Below are 14,356 nucleotides of genomic sequence, written 5' to 3'. Positions count from 1 at the left end.
GTTGGTGAGAAGCGTACGCATCCCGGGTGGTGGACGCCGCCCATCGGGGGATACGAGATGAGATGTCCGGGATCAAGCCGTGGGACAGGTAGGTTGGCCGACCATGGACGACCTCCGACGCCCGTTCCGCGCCCGCCCGCCGATGTCCCGCACCGGCCGCGGCCGTACGCTCGCCTGTCTCCTGCTGCTGGGCGCGGCGGTCGCCGGGACGGCGGGATGCGGCAGCGCGGACGCCACCGGCACGGCCGCGCCCGCCCCCGAACCCGCCCCCGCATCGGCGACCGCGACGGCGACGGCGAGCGCCGGGGCCTCCTCCGGTCAGGCGCTGCCGGCCCCCGCCGCGCCGCTCCCCACTGACCCCGCCCGTCTGGCGACCGCGCTCCGCGAGACGGCCACCGCCCTGAACGCGGCCATCGACCGCTGGCGGCCCGCGAACGGAACCCCGCCGCGGGACGTCGAGCTCCTGGCCCTCTACCAGCAGCGCCTCTACCGCCACGCCGCCCGCCACCGCGACCTGGCCGACCGCGCCTTCGCCCGCCTGCCCGCCGCGCTCGCCGCCCAGGCCAGGGACAACGTCACCGCCCTGCGCGAGCTGCTCGCCCTGACCCGGCCCATCAAGCCGTCCGCCGTGTTCAAGGTCCAGCGGGCCCGCCCCGCCGACGAGCTGCTCGGCCACTTCAAGCGGGCCGAGCGCCGTTTCGGGGTGGAATGGGAGGTGCTGGCGTCGGTGATGCTCGTCGAGAGCAAGTTCGGCCGGGTCCGCGCCGACAGCCACGCCGGAGCCCAGGGGCCCATGCAGTTCATGCCGGCGACCTGGCGGGCGTACGGGATGGGCGGCGACGTGCAGAACCCCCGGGACGCCGTCATGGCCGCGGCCAACTACCTGCACGCCAGCGGCGCCCCCGGCGACAACCGGCGCGCGTTGTACGCCTACAACCGGTCGCGGGCGTACGTGGACGCCGTGCTCCTGCACGCCCGGCAGATGCGGCGCGACCCGCGCGCGTACTACGCGTACTACAACTGGCAGGTCTTCGTGCTCACCACAGCCGGGGAACGCCGCCTGACCGGCCCGAAGTGACCCCGCGGGGGTCTCAGTGTCATTGCACTGTCACCGCGACGTCCGAGCGGACCTCGCCGCGTCGGCCATCTCCGTCAGGACGTCGTCGAGCGGCGTGGCGGCCACTCGGCCGCGCCTGCCGGGCGGTCTTCACCCGCGCGAGCGCGGGGCGCTGATCGCCGGACGGCTCAGCGACGCGGGCCGTACACCGGCAGGGGACGGGCGTTCCTGCCCTGGACGCGGCGCTCCACCGCGCCGACGGCCTTCATCAGCGGCAGCCGGACCAGGGCGTCACGGACGCAGCGCCCGCCCTCGGTTCTGGGCACCATGAGCCGCACGTTGGGCCCGATCTGCTGCTTCTTCTCGACCAGCGGGCGATGGACGGCGTCGTACCGGGCGAAGGCGACCCGCTGATCCCCGCCGGCTGCGGCCAGCTCCCCCGCCAGCCGGTACGCCCCCACCAGCGCCAGCTCCGCGCCCGCCCCCGAAGCCGGGGACGCGCACCAGGCGGCGTCGCCGACGAGCACGACCCGCCCTTGGGACCATGAGTCCATGTGCACCTGGCCCAGGGCGTCGAAGTAGAAGTCGGGGTCGGCCAGGGCCGAGTCGAGCAGCTCCCTGGTACGCCAGGACGTCTCGTCCCCGAACGTCCGGCTCACCAGCCGTTTGTGCTCGGCGACGTCCCGGTGGTCGTAGTCCAGCGGCGCGGACCGGAAGATGAAGTACGCCTTGGCCTGGGCGTGGTTGCCCGACCGGTAGATCCCGGCCATGCGGCCCGGCGTGTTGAACATCGTGACCCAGCGGTCCTCCCCGAGCGCCGCGTCGGCGTCGGCGAAGGCGAAGTAGTGGTCCTTGTGCCTGACGAACTCCTCCTCCGGCCCGAACACCAGCCGCCGCACGTGGGAGTGCATGCCGTCGGCGCCGACGACCAAGTCGAAGGCGCGGGCGGGCGCGTGCTCGAAGGTGACCCGCACGCCGTCGTCGTCCTGCTCAAGGCCGCGGATCGTGTCGCCGAACAGGATCTCCACGTCGGTCGCCTCGTCCAGCAGCGCCACCAGGTCGCCGCGCATGATCTCCACCGAGCCGGGGTCGCGGAACTCGACGCGCGCCACGGGCCGGTCGCCGGCGTCCACGAACCTCATGCCGTGCACGTCGGCGGCCAGCTCGCGCACCCGCGGCATGATGCCCATCCGCGCGGCCACCTCGACGGCGTCGCCCCGCACGTCCACGCCGTTGCCGCCGGTGCGCAGGCGGGGAGCGCGCTCGACGATCGTGGGCCGGAAGCCGTGCCGGGTCAGCCAGTGGGCCAGGGCGAGCCCGGCGATGCTCGCGCCGGAGATCAGGACGCGCTCGTTCATGGGGACTCCATCGCGCTAGAGTTAACTGAAATAAGCGTTCCAGTTAACTATGTGGAATGGACATTCCAGTTGCCAACACCCGCCGAGCCCAGACGCCGCGCCGACGCCGTGCGCAACCGCCGACTCGCCCTCGACGCGGCCATGACGCTGCTGGCCGAGCCCGGCGCGCCCCTCACGGTCGAGGCCATCGCCAAGCAGGCGGGGGTGGGGGCCGCGACCGTCGTACGCGCCTTCGGCGGCAAGGACGCCCTGCTGGACGCCGCGGTCTCCCGTCTGCTCGAACCGGTCGTCCGGCGCGCCCGCGACCTGCTCGCCGAGACCACGCCCTACCAGGCCCTGCGCACCTTCCTCCGCGAGCTGGTCGCGTTCCAGACCGCCCACCACGCCGTCAACGACCAACTGGACGGCCTCGACCTGCCGGCCACCACCGCCCTGCGCGCCGGCCTGGTCGCCGCCGTGGAGGAGATGATCGAGGGGGCGCGGCGCGAGGGCGCGATCCGCACCGACCTCGACCCCGCCGTCGTCACGACGCTCATCGGCCGGACCGCCCTGGCCGTCGCGCGCACCCAGCCCCCCTCGCAGGTCCTCGCCGACGCCTACCTCACCGTCCTGCTGGACGGCCTGCGCTCCGCCCGGTGACCCCGTCGGCTCGCTCTACACGCGCAGGACCCGCGGCTCACCCGACGGGCGTCCCCCCGCCGCCAGCACCTCCGCCAACAGGCCCGGAAGCCCCACGGGCCGCAGGGACTCCGTGGCCTCGGCCGCGGCCAGCTCGGCCGACGACCACCATCGATGCCCCACGATCCCCTCCTCCTCCCCCGGCTCCAGGTGGGCGCGGGTGACGGCCTGCGTGCCCTGCGTCCGCGCGAGGAAGTACCGCTCCTGCACGTGCACGGGCTCGCCGTCCCACCGGACGACCCCGTCGAGGATCCACAGGCACGGCCCCCACTCGACCTCCGTCAGCCCGGTCTCCTCCAGCAGTTCCCTGCGAGCGGCCTGAAGGAAGTCCTCGCCCGCCTTCAGCCCTCCGCCCGGGGGCACCCAGAACAACTCCCGGACCGGGGACCCGGGAACGACGATGACGCCGTCGTACCTGTGCTGGATCATCAGAACGCGATCGTGCCGGTCCAGCAGCACAGCCCGGGCACCTCGTCGGCTTCGCGTCGGCGAATTTGTCGTGGCCATACGCCATGATCGGCGATCACCCACCCCGTACGCCCCCAAGGAGTGTCATGGTCGCCGACGACAGAACCGGATGGTCCGGCATGGACCGGGACAGCTGGACGAACCTCAGCGTGGTCCGCTCCCGGCTCGACGCGGGCGCCGACCCCAACTCCGGCGTGTACTTCCACGAACGGCCGCTGCACGCCGCCGCCGAACGGGGCTCGGCCGAGGTGGTCACCGAACTGTCCCGGCGCGTCGACGACGTCGATGCCGAGCAGGAGGGCCGTACCGCCCTCTGGGAAGCCGTCTTCAACAACCGTCCCGACAACGCCCGCAGCCTGGTCGCCGCCGGGGCGGACCCGTGGCGGCCGATGATGAACGGCTGGTCCCCCGGACGACTCAGCCTGGCCACCCCGACCCCTGACCTGTTCCCCCTCCCCGCCGGCGAGACCGGCCTGTCGGACACCGAGGCCGCGGCCGTGGCCGACGCCAGGCACCTGATCGACGTGCTGGGCGAGCCGGAGGACGACGGCTTCAGCCTCGCCTGCGTGGCGGGCGTCGGCGCCGCCGAGGCGGCCCGGCGGCTGGAGGCCGTACCGGCTGACGACGCCGACGTCGAAGAACTGATGGAAGACCCGTTCGCGGACTTCGACAACAGCCTGGCCATCATCGGCGTCACGGACGTGCCCGGCGGATGCGTCGTCTTCCAGCCCGAGGGGTACAACGCGTCCACCCCGGGCGTCATGAAGCGCCTGTCGGCCGGCTCCGTCTGCTACGGCATGTTCGCCAACCCCAAGAGCGGCAACCAGGGAGCCGTCTGCCGCGACGGCGCCATGGAGGATTGGGACACCCATCCCGGCGGGGGCTCCGTCTCCGACGACGTGCCCGCCGAGGAGATCCTCGCCACCTACCTCTACCACCACCGGGCGGTGGCGTACTGCTTCGCCGGCGCGGGCCTGCGACCGGCCGACGCCCGATCGCTCACCTTTCGACCTGACATGTGGCTCAGGCTTCCCGAGCGGGACTGGTGGAGCTGATCAGGGCCGATCGCCCCGCGCAAGGGCGCGCCCTTCTTCGCGCATCGGAAAAAAGAGACAAGATCCACAAAACGCACCAATGAAGATCAACGAGCGCTACCGTGGAAATGATCACTGCGGCGGCGTGTGCCGCCCCACGAGGAAGGACCATGCATGCGACAGAAGGCCGCACGGTTCGGTGTGACACTGGCCATGGCCGGAGCCCTCGCCGCCGGCACCCTCGCCACCGCTGCTCCGGCCGGCGCCACGGCTACGAGCTGGGCCCCTTACCAGGCGTACCGCACCCTTCAGAACTGCGTCTCGGCCGGGACCACCCTGCTCGTCACCAAGGGGTACAAGGAGTACGAGTGCCGCTGGGACAGCCCGTTCTACATGCTCTGGCTGAGGAAGTAGCTCACCGGCGCGGCCAGGGGTCCCGCCGCTGAGCCGCTCGCCCGGCGGCGTCACCCCCGCGATCCACGAGGCCACGGACGACGTCGCACGTGTCGTGCGGCGCCGTCCGCCTCCCTCAGCCGTCCGCCTCCCTCACCCGTACGGCGAGCGCACGGATCTCATCGCGCGACCGCGATCCCCTGGACGCCCCTCCACACCTGATGACCCGATGCACCCGCCCCTACAATCGGCGGTCGGGCACGGATCCGAGAAGGGCAGGGGCCCGAGGGTGGAGTCGACCGGCGCGTTGGCGGAGGCCGACTGGCAGGTGCATCGTCCCGCCGTCTTCGGGACGGCCTACGAGATCGAAGCCGCACTGGACGAGCTGGGCCCCGAACGCCGTCTCGGGACGACGGTGACCGAGGTCGGCGACGGGTACGCCGCCCTGTCCGACGGCACCGAGGTCGAGGCGGACGCGGTGGTCCGGTCGGTGGGGATGCGGGCCGACGACCTCACCCGGCAGATCCGCGACGAGCTCGACCACCTCGGCCGGACACCGGTGGATCGGTGGCTGCGCGTCCTTCCCGAGGTGTTCGTCGCCGGGTACAACGCGGCGGCCGACCTGCTCGGCGTGCCGCTGCGCGACTTCACCCCCGGCCCGTACGTCACCTGCCTGGACCTGGGCGCCGCCGGCGGGTCTTCACCCTGGGCCGGGACCGACGGGTGATGGCCTCGGGCGACGACGGCAAGGAGGTCAAGGTACGGATCAACCAGGCGACCCACCCGCCGGTCGACGACGCGGAGAAGATCCTCGCCGCGGCCGACCGCGTCCACATCGAACTCCCCTTCTTCCCTCGCGACGAGAAGAAGCCCACCCCCGCCGCCTGACCTCCGCCATGTGGCCTGCGCGAATGCAAATTCGGCACCCGCCATCCGAGTAGCGCTCATACAGAAACCGATATCGGCCTATTTCCGATATCGATATTAGACATCACCTGATCACACCTGCTTTGCTGCTGTCCTCTGATCGACGACCAGCAAGGATTCGACATGCGACATCTCCACGCCCGCCGATTCTCTGCCGCTCTGCCCGCGACCGCCCTGGCGATCGCCCTCGTGTCCGGTGGCGCCCTCGGCGGCGGAACCGCGTCCGCCGCCGCCACCGTGGTGATGGCCCCGGCGGCGGTTCTGGGAGAGGGCCAGGTCAGGAAGGACCTGCGCGCGCTGGAGGCGTCCTTCAAGGGCCGTATCGGGGCGTACGCCATCGACACGGCCACCGGCAAGACCGTGGCGTACCGGGCGAGCGAGCGTTTTCCCCTCTTGTCCACGTTCAAGGCGCCTTTGTGCGCGGCCGTGCTGAACAAGGCGCGCACCTCCGAGCCCGGCCTGATGAGCAAGGTCGTCAAATGGACGGCCGCCGACATGAAGCCCAACTCGCCGGTCACCGAGAAGCACATCAAGGACGGCCTGACCGTCGCCCAGTTGTGCGAGGCGGCCATCACCCGGAGCGACGGCACCGCGTCCAACCTGCTGCTCAAGCAGATCGACGGGCCCGCCGGACTGACGAGGTACTTCCGTACGCTGAAGGACCCGATCTCCCGCATGGACCGCTGGCACCCCGAGCTCAACGACTGGACCCCCAAGGACAAGCGCGACACCACCACGCCCGCGGCCATCGGCCGCGACCTGCACCTGCTCACGGCGGGGAACGCGCTGCACGCCGAGGACCGCGAGCAGCTCGTCGCCTGGCTGCTCGCGAACAAGGTCGGCGATGAGCGCATCCGCGCCGGCCTGCCCAAGACCTGGACGATCGGCGACAGGACCGGCACCAACTCCGACGGCTTCGGCGGCGGGAACGACATCGCCGTCATCTGGCCCGAGAAGGGGGCCGCCCCCATCATCATGGCCGTCTACACCAACCGCACCCCGGGCCTGGCCACCGACAACGGGACCATCGCGAAGACCGCCACCATCCTGGCCCGCGGCCTCGGCAAACTCTGACCTCACGCCCGGAAGCGTCTCCCGGGCGCCCGCCTCGTAGGTGGCGCGTCCACTGACTGCCGCCTCCGGGACATCTGCGGTGCCGGCTGGCGCGCGCCATAGATCCGTCAGCCCTCCTGCGTCTTAGGGTGCGAGACACGAGGAGAGCCCTTGCACCCTGACCATCAGCGCGACTTCACCGAGTTCGTCGCCGGCCGATCCGACAGCTTGATCAGGCTCGCCTACGTCTTGACCGGCGACCAGCACGCCGCCGAGGACTTGCTGCAGACGGCCCTGGCCAAGACAACCGCCCACTGGCGGCGTATCCGCGACAACCCGGAGGCATACGTCCGCCGGGTCATGTACCACGAACAGGTCGGGCGGTGGCGCAGCCCGCGCTGGGGCCGCGAACGCGTGCTCGAAGCGCCTCCCGATCACGGCGTGGCCGACCGCACCTCCGAGGTGGAGACCCGGATCACGCTGGCCAAGGCGTTACGGGTCCTGCCCGCGCGCAAACGAGCGGTGCTGGTGCTGCGCTACTACGAAGACCTCCCGGAGTCCGAGGTCGCCAAGGTCATGGGCTGCTCGGTGGGCACCGTACGCAGCCAGACCCATCAAGCCGTCGCCCGCCTGCGCGAACTGGTCGGCGAGACCGTCATCCTGGAGGGCCTGCAGTGACCATCGACGAACGGCGGATCGCCGAAGAGTTGCACCTGATGGCCGACGAGGCCACCCCCGTGAACCCGCTGGCCTACGCCACGCGGGCTCTCGCCAGGCGCCGGCGCCGGGCGTGGTCGGTCGCCGGACTCACGGCGGCGGCCGTGGCCGCCACCGTGGCCGCCACCGTGGCCGCGGCGGTGGTTCTGCCCTCCCCGGGCACCTCCGGCCCGGACACCGCGGCCGGTGTGGCCACCCTGCCGGACAACGCCCCCGAGCAGTTGCGGCTGGTACGCGAATGCATGCCCAAGGGCGGACCCGTGCACGACATGGACGGGAACCTGCGGATCCCCGAGCACGGGGTGACCGACGACTTCCGGGTGCTGGTGGAGTACCGGGACAAGGGCGGGGTCACCGCCCTGGTGGGCAGTGACGCCGGTTTCGTGCTCTGCACGCCGACCGAACAGAAGGACATGGCCGAGCGCGCCGTCTTCACCTACTGGGGGTTCAGGCCGCCCGGGAACCTGGCCGGGTTCTCCGGTGATCTGCAGGTGGACGCGTACACCAACCACACGTATCCGTACACCGTCGGCAAGCAGCGGGTCCAGTACGACGACGTGTACCGGGTCGTCACCGGGCGGGTCAGCGACGCCGTGCGGCGGGTCGAGGTCGACTGGGCGGACGGGCGGCGCACGTCCGCGCGGATCGCCGACGGGTTCTTCATCGTACGGATCATCGGCAAGCTGGTGCGCGACCCTGAGGACCCCAAGAGAAAGGAGGCCACGATCCTGGACTCGCCGCCTGTCACGGTGACGGCGTACGGGACCGACGGGAAGATCCTTCGGCAGCAGAAGAACGTCGTGTTCGGGCCGCTGGGGCGCGGCAGCGACTGACGGCAGCCGCTGGAGCCGCCTGGCGCGGACGCGGCGACGGCTGCCGGCCGACTTGTGTTCGCCTATGGACGAACTTCTAGCGTCGATGCCATGACGCAAGACGATCTCAGCGGGCGGCAGACATGGGCACGCGCGATGCGCCCCCCTCCGGGCGGCGGATCCGGCCGGTCGGGCATGAGCAGGCTGACAGGTCCGGAGCTGCGCGCCGCGAGCGTGCTGGCGTCCGGCGGGTTGATGGCGGTGCTGGACGCCACGATCGTCGCGGTGGCGCTGCCGCAACTGATGGCGACGTTCGACACGTCGCTGACCGCCGCCCAGTGGATCATCACCGCGTACACGCTCGCGATGGTCGCGACGATGCCGATCGCCGCCGGTCTTGCCGGACGGTGGGGAGCCCGCCGCGTGTACGTGGGGGCGCTGGCCGGTTTCGCGGCCGCCTCCGCCGTCGCCGGCCTGGCCGGCGACCTGGGCTGGCTGATCGCCGCACGAGCGGCGCAGGGCCTCGGCGCCGGCCTGATGGCGCCCTTGGGAATGGCGATCGGGTTCGGCGCCGTGGCGGCCGAACGCCGTGGCCGGATGATGACGGTCACCGGCCTGCCAATGCTGATCGGGCCGATCCTGGGCCCGGCACTGGGCGCGCTGCTCCTGGGCGCCGGGTCGTGGCGGGCGTTGTTCTTCGTCACGGTGCCGCTGGCGCTGCTGGGCGTCGCGGGCACGATGGCCTGGCTGCCGGCCGACGCCGCACACAGGCGTCCTGGCTGGCCTGACCTGGCCGGAGCGATGCTGCTGGTTCCGGGCATCGTCCTGGTGGCGTACGGCATCAGCGCCCAGGACGGCCCGGCCTGGGCGCGGATCGCCACGGCCGTCCTCGGTGCGGTGCTGGTCGCGGTGTTCTCGGCCCGGGCGCTGGCCCATCCTGAACCGCTGTTGCGGATCGCCCTCCTGCGGAACCCGACGTTCGGCCGGGGCGCCGCGGTTCTCGCCCTGTACGCGGCCCCCTACTTCGGCTCGGCCCTGTTGGGGCCCGCCTACGTGCAGATCCTGCGTTCGGACGGCGCCTCGGTGACGGCCGCGTTGATGGTCCCCGGTGCGGTCGGCATGGGCGTCAGCCTGCAGGTCGCCGCCCGGCTCCTGGAACGGCTCGGTCCCCGGCTGGTCGTCGGCGCCGGGCTCGGCGTCGCGATCGCCTCCGGCCTCCTCCAGGTGATCGTTCTCCGGCCGGACACGTCCTACCTGGTGCTCGGCGTGCTCGGATTCCTCCAGGGAGCGGGCACCGGCGCGATCATGATGCCGACGATGTCCAGCTCCAGCCGCGACCTCAACGGCTCCGACCTGGCCTCCGGCTCCGCGCTGTTGTCGCTGGTGAACACGGTCGCCAACGGCATGGGCACCGTGGCGGTCAGCGCGCTGTTCACGGTGCTGACCGCCGCGATGACCGGCGGTGGGTCGCTCGCTGCCCTGTCCGGCCTGGGAGCGGCGGACAGAGCGACTCAGGTGGTCACCATCGTGGATGCGCTCCGGTTCACTCAGGTGGCGGCCCTCGTCGTCATGTCGCTCGCCTTGGTCGTACGGTTGCGCTCCCCGAGACGAACCCCATGACCCGTCCTCGGGCCGTCGGTGGGGTGAGCCGCCGATCCGCGGATCATTCTGTTGGGACTTCTCACGCGTTGAGTGAGGCCAGGGCCCGGCGGGTGACGTCGGCCGGGGCCGCGGCGATGACGTCATCGAGCGCGTCCATGGAGGTCTGAAGGTCGCTGATGGCCTGAGCGATGCGGTCGCGCTCCCGGTGGAGGTCGGCGACCAGGTCCGAGCAGGTGGGGACGAGGCGGTCGCCGGTGTCCCGCAGGCACGGCAGGACCGTGGTGATGGTCGAGGTGTTCAGCCCGGCGGCCAGCAGGCTGCGGATGCGGCGGACGACGGCGACGTCCTCTTCGACGTATTCCCGGTAGCCGCTGGCCCGCCGCTGCGGGTGGAGCAGCCCCTGCTCTCCGTAGTAACGCAGCAGGTGGACGGCCACGCCGGTCCGCCGGGACAGCTCACCGATGCGCACGACGCCCCCTGACGGCGAGCCGGGCATCACCCCGCCTCGACTTGACTCTCATACCGATATGAGACTTTAACGTCTGCCGCATGAAGATGAACAAGGGGTTCGCGACGCTCGCGGCATTGTGCTCAAGCGTCTTCGTCGTGGGCACGTCGGAGTACCTGATCGCCGGGTTGCTGCCCCAGGTCGGAGCCGACCTTGACGTCTCCGTGGGAACCGCCGGACAGGCGGTCACCGCATATGCGCTCGGAGTGGTGGCCGGAGGACCGCTCATGGCCCTGCTGACCTCGCGCCTGCCGCGCAAGGGGCTCGCCATCGGACTGATGCTGCTGTTCGCGGCAGGCAGCGCGATCAGCGCGGTGGCGCCGTCGTTCGGCCTGCTGCTGGTGGGACGCGTGGTGTCCTCGCTCAGCCACGCCGCCTTCCTGGCTCTGGCACTGGTGACGGCGACCCGGGTGGTCCCGGCCGAGCGGACGGGCTCGGCCATCGCCACCGTGGCCTCCGGCTTCACCGTGGCCACGCTCCTCGGGGTGCCTCTGGGGGCACTGCTCGGGGAGGGCGCCGGATGGCGGGCTCCCTTCGCCGTGCTGACCGTTCTGTCCCTGGTGGGCACCCTGCTTCTGGCCGCCGTCCTGCCCCGGCAGGAGGCGCCGTCCACACGACTGCGTGACGAGATCCGCGTGGTGACGCGCCGGCCGGTCATGCTCGCCATCGCCACCACCGCGGTGGGCTTCTCCGGGGTCGCCACGGTGTTCACCTACATCGCCCCGCTACTGATCCGCGTCTCCGGCTTCTCCCCCGCGGCGGTCTCCGGTCTGCTGCTCGCCTACGGCGCCGGTAGTTTCATCGGCAACCTCACCGCCGGAAGGCTGACCGACAGGTCGATGAGCGCCACCGTACGGGGGGTCTTCGGCGGGCTGGCGGGAACGCTCCTGCTCGTCCCGTTCGCCGTGGTGTGGCAGCCCACCGCCGTGGCCGCGGTCCTGGTACTCGGCCTGCTCGCCACCGCGACCATCGCCCCGCTGCAGGGACTGATCCTGCACCACGCGGGCGCCGCCCCGAACCTGGCGGTCTCCGCCAACGTCGGCGCCTTCAACCTCGGGGCCGCAGCCGGCTCGGTCATCGGCGGCGCGATCGTCGCCGCCGGCGCTCTGCGGTGGACCGGCCTGGCGGGGGCGGTGCTGAGCCTGATCGGACTGGCCCTCACCTGTCTCGTCCTTCCCCGGACGCGGACGCCGACGAAGGACCCCGGACAGGAAGTCCCGATCGCCGTCTGATCCCCCGTCACCCACCCAAGGGGACAGTACGTCTCCATGACCAGGATCATCTCGCCCAGCTCGCGGCGTCACAGTCGGGCGGTCATCGTCATGGTGGCGGCGGCCAGCGCGGCGAGCAGGGCCCAGGCGGGTGCGAAGCTGCCGGTCAGGTCCGTGAGCAGGCCGAGCACGGGAGGCGCCAGGATGATCGCCACCTGACTGACGGCCATGGCCAGGCCGAGGACGAATCCGGTCCGGTCCGGCGGCGCCGATTCGGCGGCGTAGGCGACCCAGGGGCCGTACCAGCCGATTCCGAAGAATCCGAGCCAGACGAAGACCAGGCAGGCCGCGACGGGAGACCGGCCGATCGGCGTCGTCAACACCATCATGGCGATGATCACGGCGGCCATGCAGGTCATGACGCAGGCGTGGCGACCGGATCCGTGACGGTCGCTCCAGGCCGCCAGGCAGACCCGGCCCAGCGCGCCCGCGCACTGGACCGCGACGTAGACCAGGGCCGCCGAGGCGGAGTCCATGGACGCCACCTCGTGCAGGTACAGCACGGTGAGAACGCCCACACCGCTGTGCACCGACGCCATGCTCGTACCGGACAAAATGATCTTCTTCATGTACGGTTCGCAGAGCAGTCCCAGCCGCACGCGGGACGTGTCCGGCATCGGACGCCGGTCCGGTGGACGGCGGTAGAAGACCATGAAGGCGACGGCACCCGACAAGGCGACGAGCGCACCCGCCACGAGCGTCGACCGCCAGCCGAAGGCCGTCGCCAGTACGGGAAGCGCAGAGGCGGCGACGACGCCGCCGAGCGGAAGTCCCGCCTGACGGACACCCATGGCCAAGCCACGCTGCGAGGCGTCGAACCAGGACGCCACCGATTTGCTCCCACCCGGCTGAATGGTGCTGTACCCCGCGCCGACGACCAGCAGGGCGACGAGCAAGGAGACATATCCCGGGGCCGTACTGCCGACGGCCAGCGCGGCGGCGACCACAAGAGCGCCGATCCCGACGACCCAGCGTTCGTCGTGGCGGTCCAGCAGTCGTCCCGCCACGAGCAGTCCGGCCAGAGGAAGCAACTGAGCCGCCGACTGCAGCAGGCCCAGTTGGGTCGTGTTCAGCTCCAGGTCTCGTTGCAGGTGGACGCTCATCGCGCCGATGCCCTGCACGAAGAACGCGGCCGTGGCCTGGCTGAGGGTCGCGACAGCCAGAATGACCCAGCGGTACCGCGAGGCCCTCACGGCTTCCAGCACAACAGGGGATCCGGATGGTCGGAGAAGCCGAGCTGCCGGTAGAGCGGTTCCGCCTCGCGAGAGGCGGTGAGGTCGACCCGTACGGCGTCGCGGTCGCGGAACCAGTCGAGCAGACCGAGCATGATCGACCGGCCGTGCCCACGCCGCCGGTACGACGGGTCGGTGACCATGCCGATGACGTGGCCGATCCGCCCGTTGCGAGAGTGTGGACCGGGGAACCACTGCTCGATCGTGCCGATGCCGCAGGCGGCCAGGCCGGTGTCGCCGTCCGCGACCAGGATCCGGCAGTCGGGTTCGGTCAGCTTCTGCTGGAAAACCCGTGCGAGCGCGTTACGCCAGTCGTCCGCGGCGTTCGCGGGGTTGAAGAAGTCGCCGCCGAGGTCGTCGAAGAGCAGCGCCCGGAGGCGGACGAGTTCCGGAATGTCACGCTCTGTCGCTGTTCGCGTCATGACGTACAGGCTGATGTAATGGGCTTGTGCACCTCAACCCTTACGGCGCGGACGTGGTGAACTTCGCCGCGGAACTGGCGAACCGCCCGCCGGCGAGCGCACCCGAACTCGCCGACCGCTGCCGCACGGCCGGGCTGGTGCTGGAACTCCCCGTCGAACCATCGGATCTCGACCAGACCCTCGCCGTCATCGACGCCTGGACGAACGTCGTCGACGCCCCGAACGAGCGCGAGAAGGCCAAGCTGGTCAACGAGATGCTGGCCCGGTCGGCCGCCTATCCCCGGCTGACCGACCACGCTCACGGCTGGCACCTGCACTATCGCGACGACCTGCAGCCGCTCGGCGCGGTGCTGTTCGCGCTGATCTCCGTGGGCACGGCCATGCACCTCGTCAGCCGGGGGATGGACCGGCTCGGACGGTGTGCCGCCGCCGACTGCGAGATGATCTTCGCGGACACCTCACGCACCGCCCGGCAGCGTTACTGCTCCCAGCCGTGCGCCAACAGGGACGCGGTACGCCGCCACCGCGCCCGCCAGTCCACGCCGACGTCAGGGTGATCGAGGCAACCCCGCACGCCGACGCCATGGCCTGGCCCAGCATTTCGGGGGCACTCACGGGCGAGGGCCGTCACCTGCCACCGCCTCGTCCAGAGCACGAAAGGAAACCCGGGTCGCGGCAGCACGGTCTCCTCGATCGTCTCCGTTCCTTCAGGACGTCCTGCGGGGAAACCCCAGTGCTCGCCGTCATGGCTGATCAGGACCAGCTCATCGGCAGCCGTCACGCAGATGCCGGCGGCCCCGTGAGGCCTGCCTTCCTGCGGGTCA

The 14,356-nt window shown here is 71.3% G+C and carries 17 protein-coding genes; 12 read left to right on the top strand and 5 right to left on the bottom strand.

Annotation, left to right across the window (positions count from 1 at the left end; all coding sequences use genetic code 11):
* Positions 1-103 precede the first annotated feature (103 nt).
* Complete coding sequence (locus ACIA8R_RS13025; RefSeq protein ID WP_364101599.1) at positions 104-1,078, top strand: lytic murein transglycosylase; 975 nt, start codon at positions 104-106, stop codon at positions 1,076-1,078.
* 167 nt (positions 1,079-1,245) lie between these two features.
* On the opposite strand, the gene ACIA8R_RS13020 is transcribed toward ACIA8R_RS13025, so the two are convergent.
* Complete coding sequence (locus ACIA8R_RS13020; protein ID WP_397038335.1) at positions 1,246-2,415, bottom strand: FAD-dependent monooxygenase; 1,170 nt, start codon at positions 2,413-2,415, stop codon at positions 1,246-1,248.
* Between the two features lie 69 nt (positions 2,416-2,484).
* Here ACIA8R_RS13020 and ACIA8R_RS13015 point away from each other — a divergent pair, with 69 nt between their 5' ends.
* The gene (locus tag ACIA8R_RS13015) at positions 2,485-3,054 is read left to right on the top strand and encodes a TetR/AcrR family transcriptional regulator (protein WP_397038333.1); all 570 of its coding nucleotides are present in this window, start codon (positions 2,485-2,487) and stop codon (positions 3,052-3,054) included.
* Positions 3,055-3,069: 15 nt separating this feature from the next.
* Here the strand turns inward: ACIA8R_RS13015 and ACIA8R_RS13010 are convergent, their stop codons facing one another.
* Positions 3,070-3,600 (bottom strand): NUDIX domain-containing protein, encoded by a 531-nt coding sequence (locus ACIA8R_RS13010; RefSeq protein WP_397038331.1) that lies wholly within the window; start codon positions 3,598-3,600, stop codon positions 3,070-3,072.
* A gap of 47 nt (positions 3,601-3,647) precedes the next feature.
* Between ACIA8R_RS13010 and ACIA8R_RS13005 the strand changes: the two genes are divergently transcribed.
* The 8 genes from ACIA8R_RS13005 to ACIA8R_RS12970 all read left to right on the top strand — a co-directional run bounded on the left by ACIA8R_RS13005 (position 3,648) and on the right by ACIA8R_RS12970 (position 10,117).
* Entirely contained in the window at positions 3,648-4,616 is a 969-nt protein-coding gene (locus tag ACIA8R_RS13005; RefSeq protein WP_397038329.1) for an ankyrin repeat domain-containing protein, read from the top strand.
* 153 nt (positions 4,617-4,769) lie between these two features.
* On the top strand, positions 4,770-5,009 hold the full coding sequence (locus tag ACIA8R_RS13000) for a hypothetical protein (RefSeq protein WP_364101584.1): 240 nt from the start codon (positions 4,770-4,772) through the stop codon (positions 5,007-5,009).
* 268 nt (positions 5,010-5,277) lie between these two features.
* Positions 5,278-5,715, top strand: coding sequence for an FAD-dependent oxidoreductase (locus ACIA8R_RS12995; protein WP_397038327.1), 438 nt, complete (start codon positions 5,278-5,280; stop codon positions 5,713-5,715).
* Entirely contained in the window at positions 5,715-5,876 is a 162-nt protein-coding gene (locus tag ACIA8R_RS12990; protein WP_397038325.1) for a hypothetical protein, read from the top strand. The genes ACIA8R_RS12995 and ACIA8R_RS12990 overlap by 1 nt, the downstream gene beginning before the upstream one ends.
* A gap of 162 nt (positions 5,877-6,038) precedes the next feature.
* Positions 6,039-6,989 (top strand): class A beta-lactamase, encoded by a 951-nt coding sequence (gene bla / locus ACIA8R_RS12985; protein WP_397038323.1) that lies wholly within the window; start codon positions 6,039-6,041, stop codon positions 6,987-6,989.
* A 150-nt stretch (positions 6,990-7,139) separates the two neighbouring features.
* Positions 7,140-7,646: a SigE family RNA polymerase sigma factor gene (locus ACIA8R_RS12980; protein WP_397038321.1), complete on the top strand. Its 507-nt coding sequence runs from the start codon at positions 7,140-7,142 to the stop codon at positions 7,644-7,646.
* Entirely contained in the window at positions 7,643-8,518 is an 876-nt protein-coding gene (locus ACIA8R_RS12975) for a hypothetical protein (RefSeq protein WP_397038319.1), read from the top strand. Before ACIA8R_RS12980 ends, ACIA8R_RS12975 begins: the two co-directional genes overlap by 4 nt.
* Positions 8,519-8,692: 174 nt before the next feature.
* Complete coding sequence (locus ACIA8R_RS12970; protein ID WP_397038317.1) at positions 8,693-10,117, top strand: MFS transporter; 1,425 nt, start codon at positions 8,693-8,695, stop codon at positions 10,115-10,117.
* A gap of 61 nt (positions 10,118-10,178) precedes the next feature.
* Here the strand turns inward: ACIA8R_RS12970 and ACIA8R_RS12965 are convergent, their stop codons facing one another.
* Positions 10,179-10,568 (bottom strand): MerR family transcriptional regulator, encoded by a 390-nt coding sequence (locus ACIA8R_RS12965; protein WP_364101569.1) that lies wholly within the window; start codon positions 10,566-10,568, stop codon positions 10,179-10,181.
* An 80-nt stretch (positions 10,569-10,648) separates the two neighbouring features.
* Between ACIA8R_RS12965 and ACIA8R_RS12960 the strand changes: the two genes are divergently transcribed.
* On the top strand, positions 10,649-11,839 hold the full coding sequence (locus ACIA8R_RS12960) for an MFS transporter (RefSeq protein ID WP_397038315.1): 1,191 nt from the start codon (positions 10,649-10,651) through the stop codon (positions 11,837-11,839).
* A gap of 68 nt (positions 11,840-11,907) precedes the next feature.
* Here ACIA8R_RS12960 and ACIA8R_RS12955 read toward each other — a convergent pair whose 3' ends face one another.
* Entirely contained in the window at positions 11,908-13,071 is a 1,164-nt protein-coding gene (locus tag ACIA8R_RS12955) for an MFS transporter (RefSeq protein ID WP_397038313.1), read from the bottom strand.
* Positions 13,068-13,532 (bottom strand): GNAT family N-acetyltransferase, encoded by a 465-nt coding sequence (locus ACIA8R_RS12950; RefSeq protein ID WP_397038311.1) that lies wholly within the window; start codon positions 13,530-13,532, stop codon positions 13,068-13,070. The genes ACIA8R_RS12955 and ACIA8R_RS12950 overlap by 4 nt, the downstream gene beginning before the upstream one ends.
* A 26-nt stretch (positions 13,533-13,558) precedes the next feature.
* Between ACIA8R_RS12950 and ACIA8R_RS12945 the strand changes: the two genes are divergently transcribed.
* Positions 13,559-14,089 carry a CGNR zinc finger domain-containing protein gene (locus tag ACIA8R_RS12945; RefSeq protein WP_397038309.1) on the top strand — a complete coding sequence of 177 codons (531 nt, stop codon included), beginning with the start codon at positions 13,559-13,561 and terminating at the stop codon, positions 14,087-14,089.
* Positions 14,090-14,356: the final 267 nt, after the last annotated feature.

This window comes from Nonomuraea sp. NPDC051191 (genome assembly GCF_044455665.1).
Taxonomy (GTDB): domain Bacteria; phylum Actinomycetota; class Actinomycetes; order Streptosporangiales; family Streptosporangiaceae; genus Nonomuraea.
This window is presented reverse-complemented; position numbering and strand designations above follow the sequence as displayed.

Excerpts from the sequence above, each read along its gene's own strand:
- ACIA8R_RS13000 (WP_364101584.1), top strand. The coding sequence starts at position 4,770 with ATGCGACAGAAGGCCGCACGGTTCGGTGTGACACTGGCCATGGCCGGA.
- ACIA8R_RS13025 (WP_364101599.1), top strand. The coding sequence starts at position 104 with ATGGACGACCTCCGACGCCCGTTCCGCGCCCGCCCGCCGATGTCCCGC.
- ACIA8R_RS12950 (WP_397038311.1), bottom strand. The coding sequence starts at position 13,532 with ATGACGCGAACAGCGACAGAGCGTGACATTCCGGAACTCGTCCGCCTC.
- ACIA8R_RS13005 (WP_397038329.1), top strand. The coding sequence starts at position 3,648 with ATGGTCGCCGACGACAGAACCGGATGGTCCGGCATGGACCGGGACAGC.
- ACIA8R_RS12970 (WP_397038317.1), top strand. The coding sequence starts at position 8,693 with ATGAGCAGGCTGACAGGTCCGGAGCTGCGCGCCGCGAGCGTGCTGGCG.
- ACIA8R_RS13010 (WP_397038331.1), bottom strand. The coding sequence starts at position 3,600 with ATGGCCACGACAAATTCGCCGACGCGAAGCCGACGAGGTGCCCGGGCT.
- ACIA8R_RS12990 (WP_397038325.1), top strand. The coding sequence starts at position 5,715 with ATGGCCTCGGGCGACGACGGCAAGGAGGTCAAGGTACGGATCAACCAG.
- bla (WP_397038323.1), top strand. The coding sequence starts at position 6,039 with ATGCGACATCTCCACGCCCGCCGATTCTCTGCCGCTCTGCCCGCGACC.
- ACIA8R_RS12960 (WP_397038315.1), top strand. The coding sequence starts at position 10,649 with ATGAAGATGAACAAGGGGTTCGCGACGCTCGCGGCATTGTGCTCAAGC.
- ACIA8R_RS13020 (WP_397038335.1), bottom strand. The coding sequence starts at position 2,415 with ATGAACGAGCGCGTCCTGATCTCCGGCGCGAGCATCGCCGGGCTCGCC.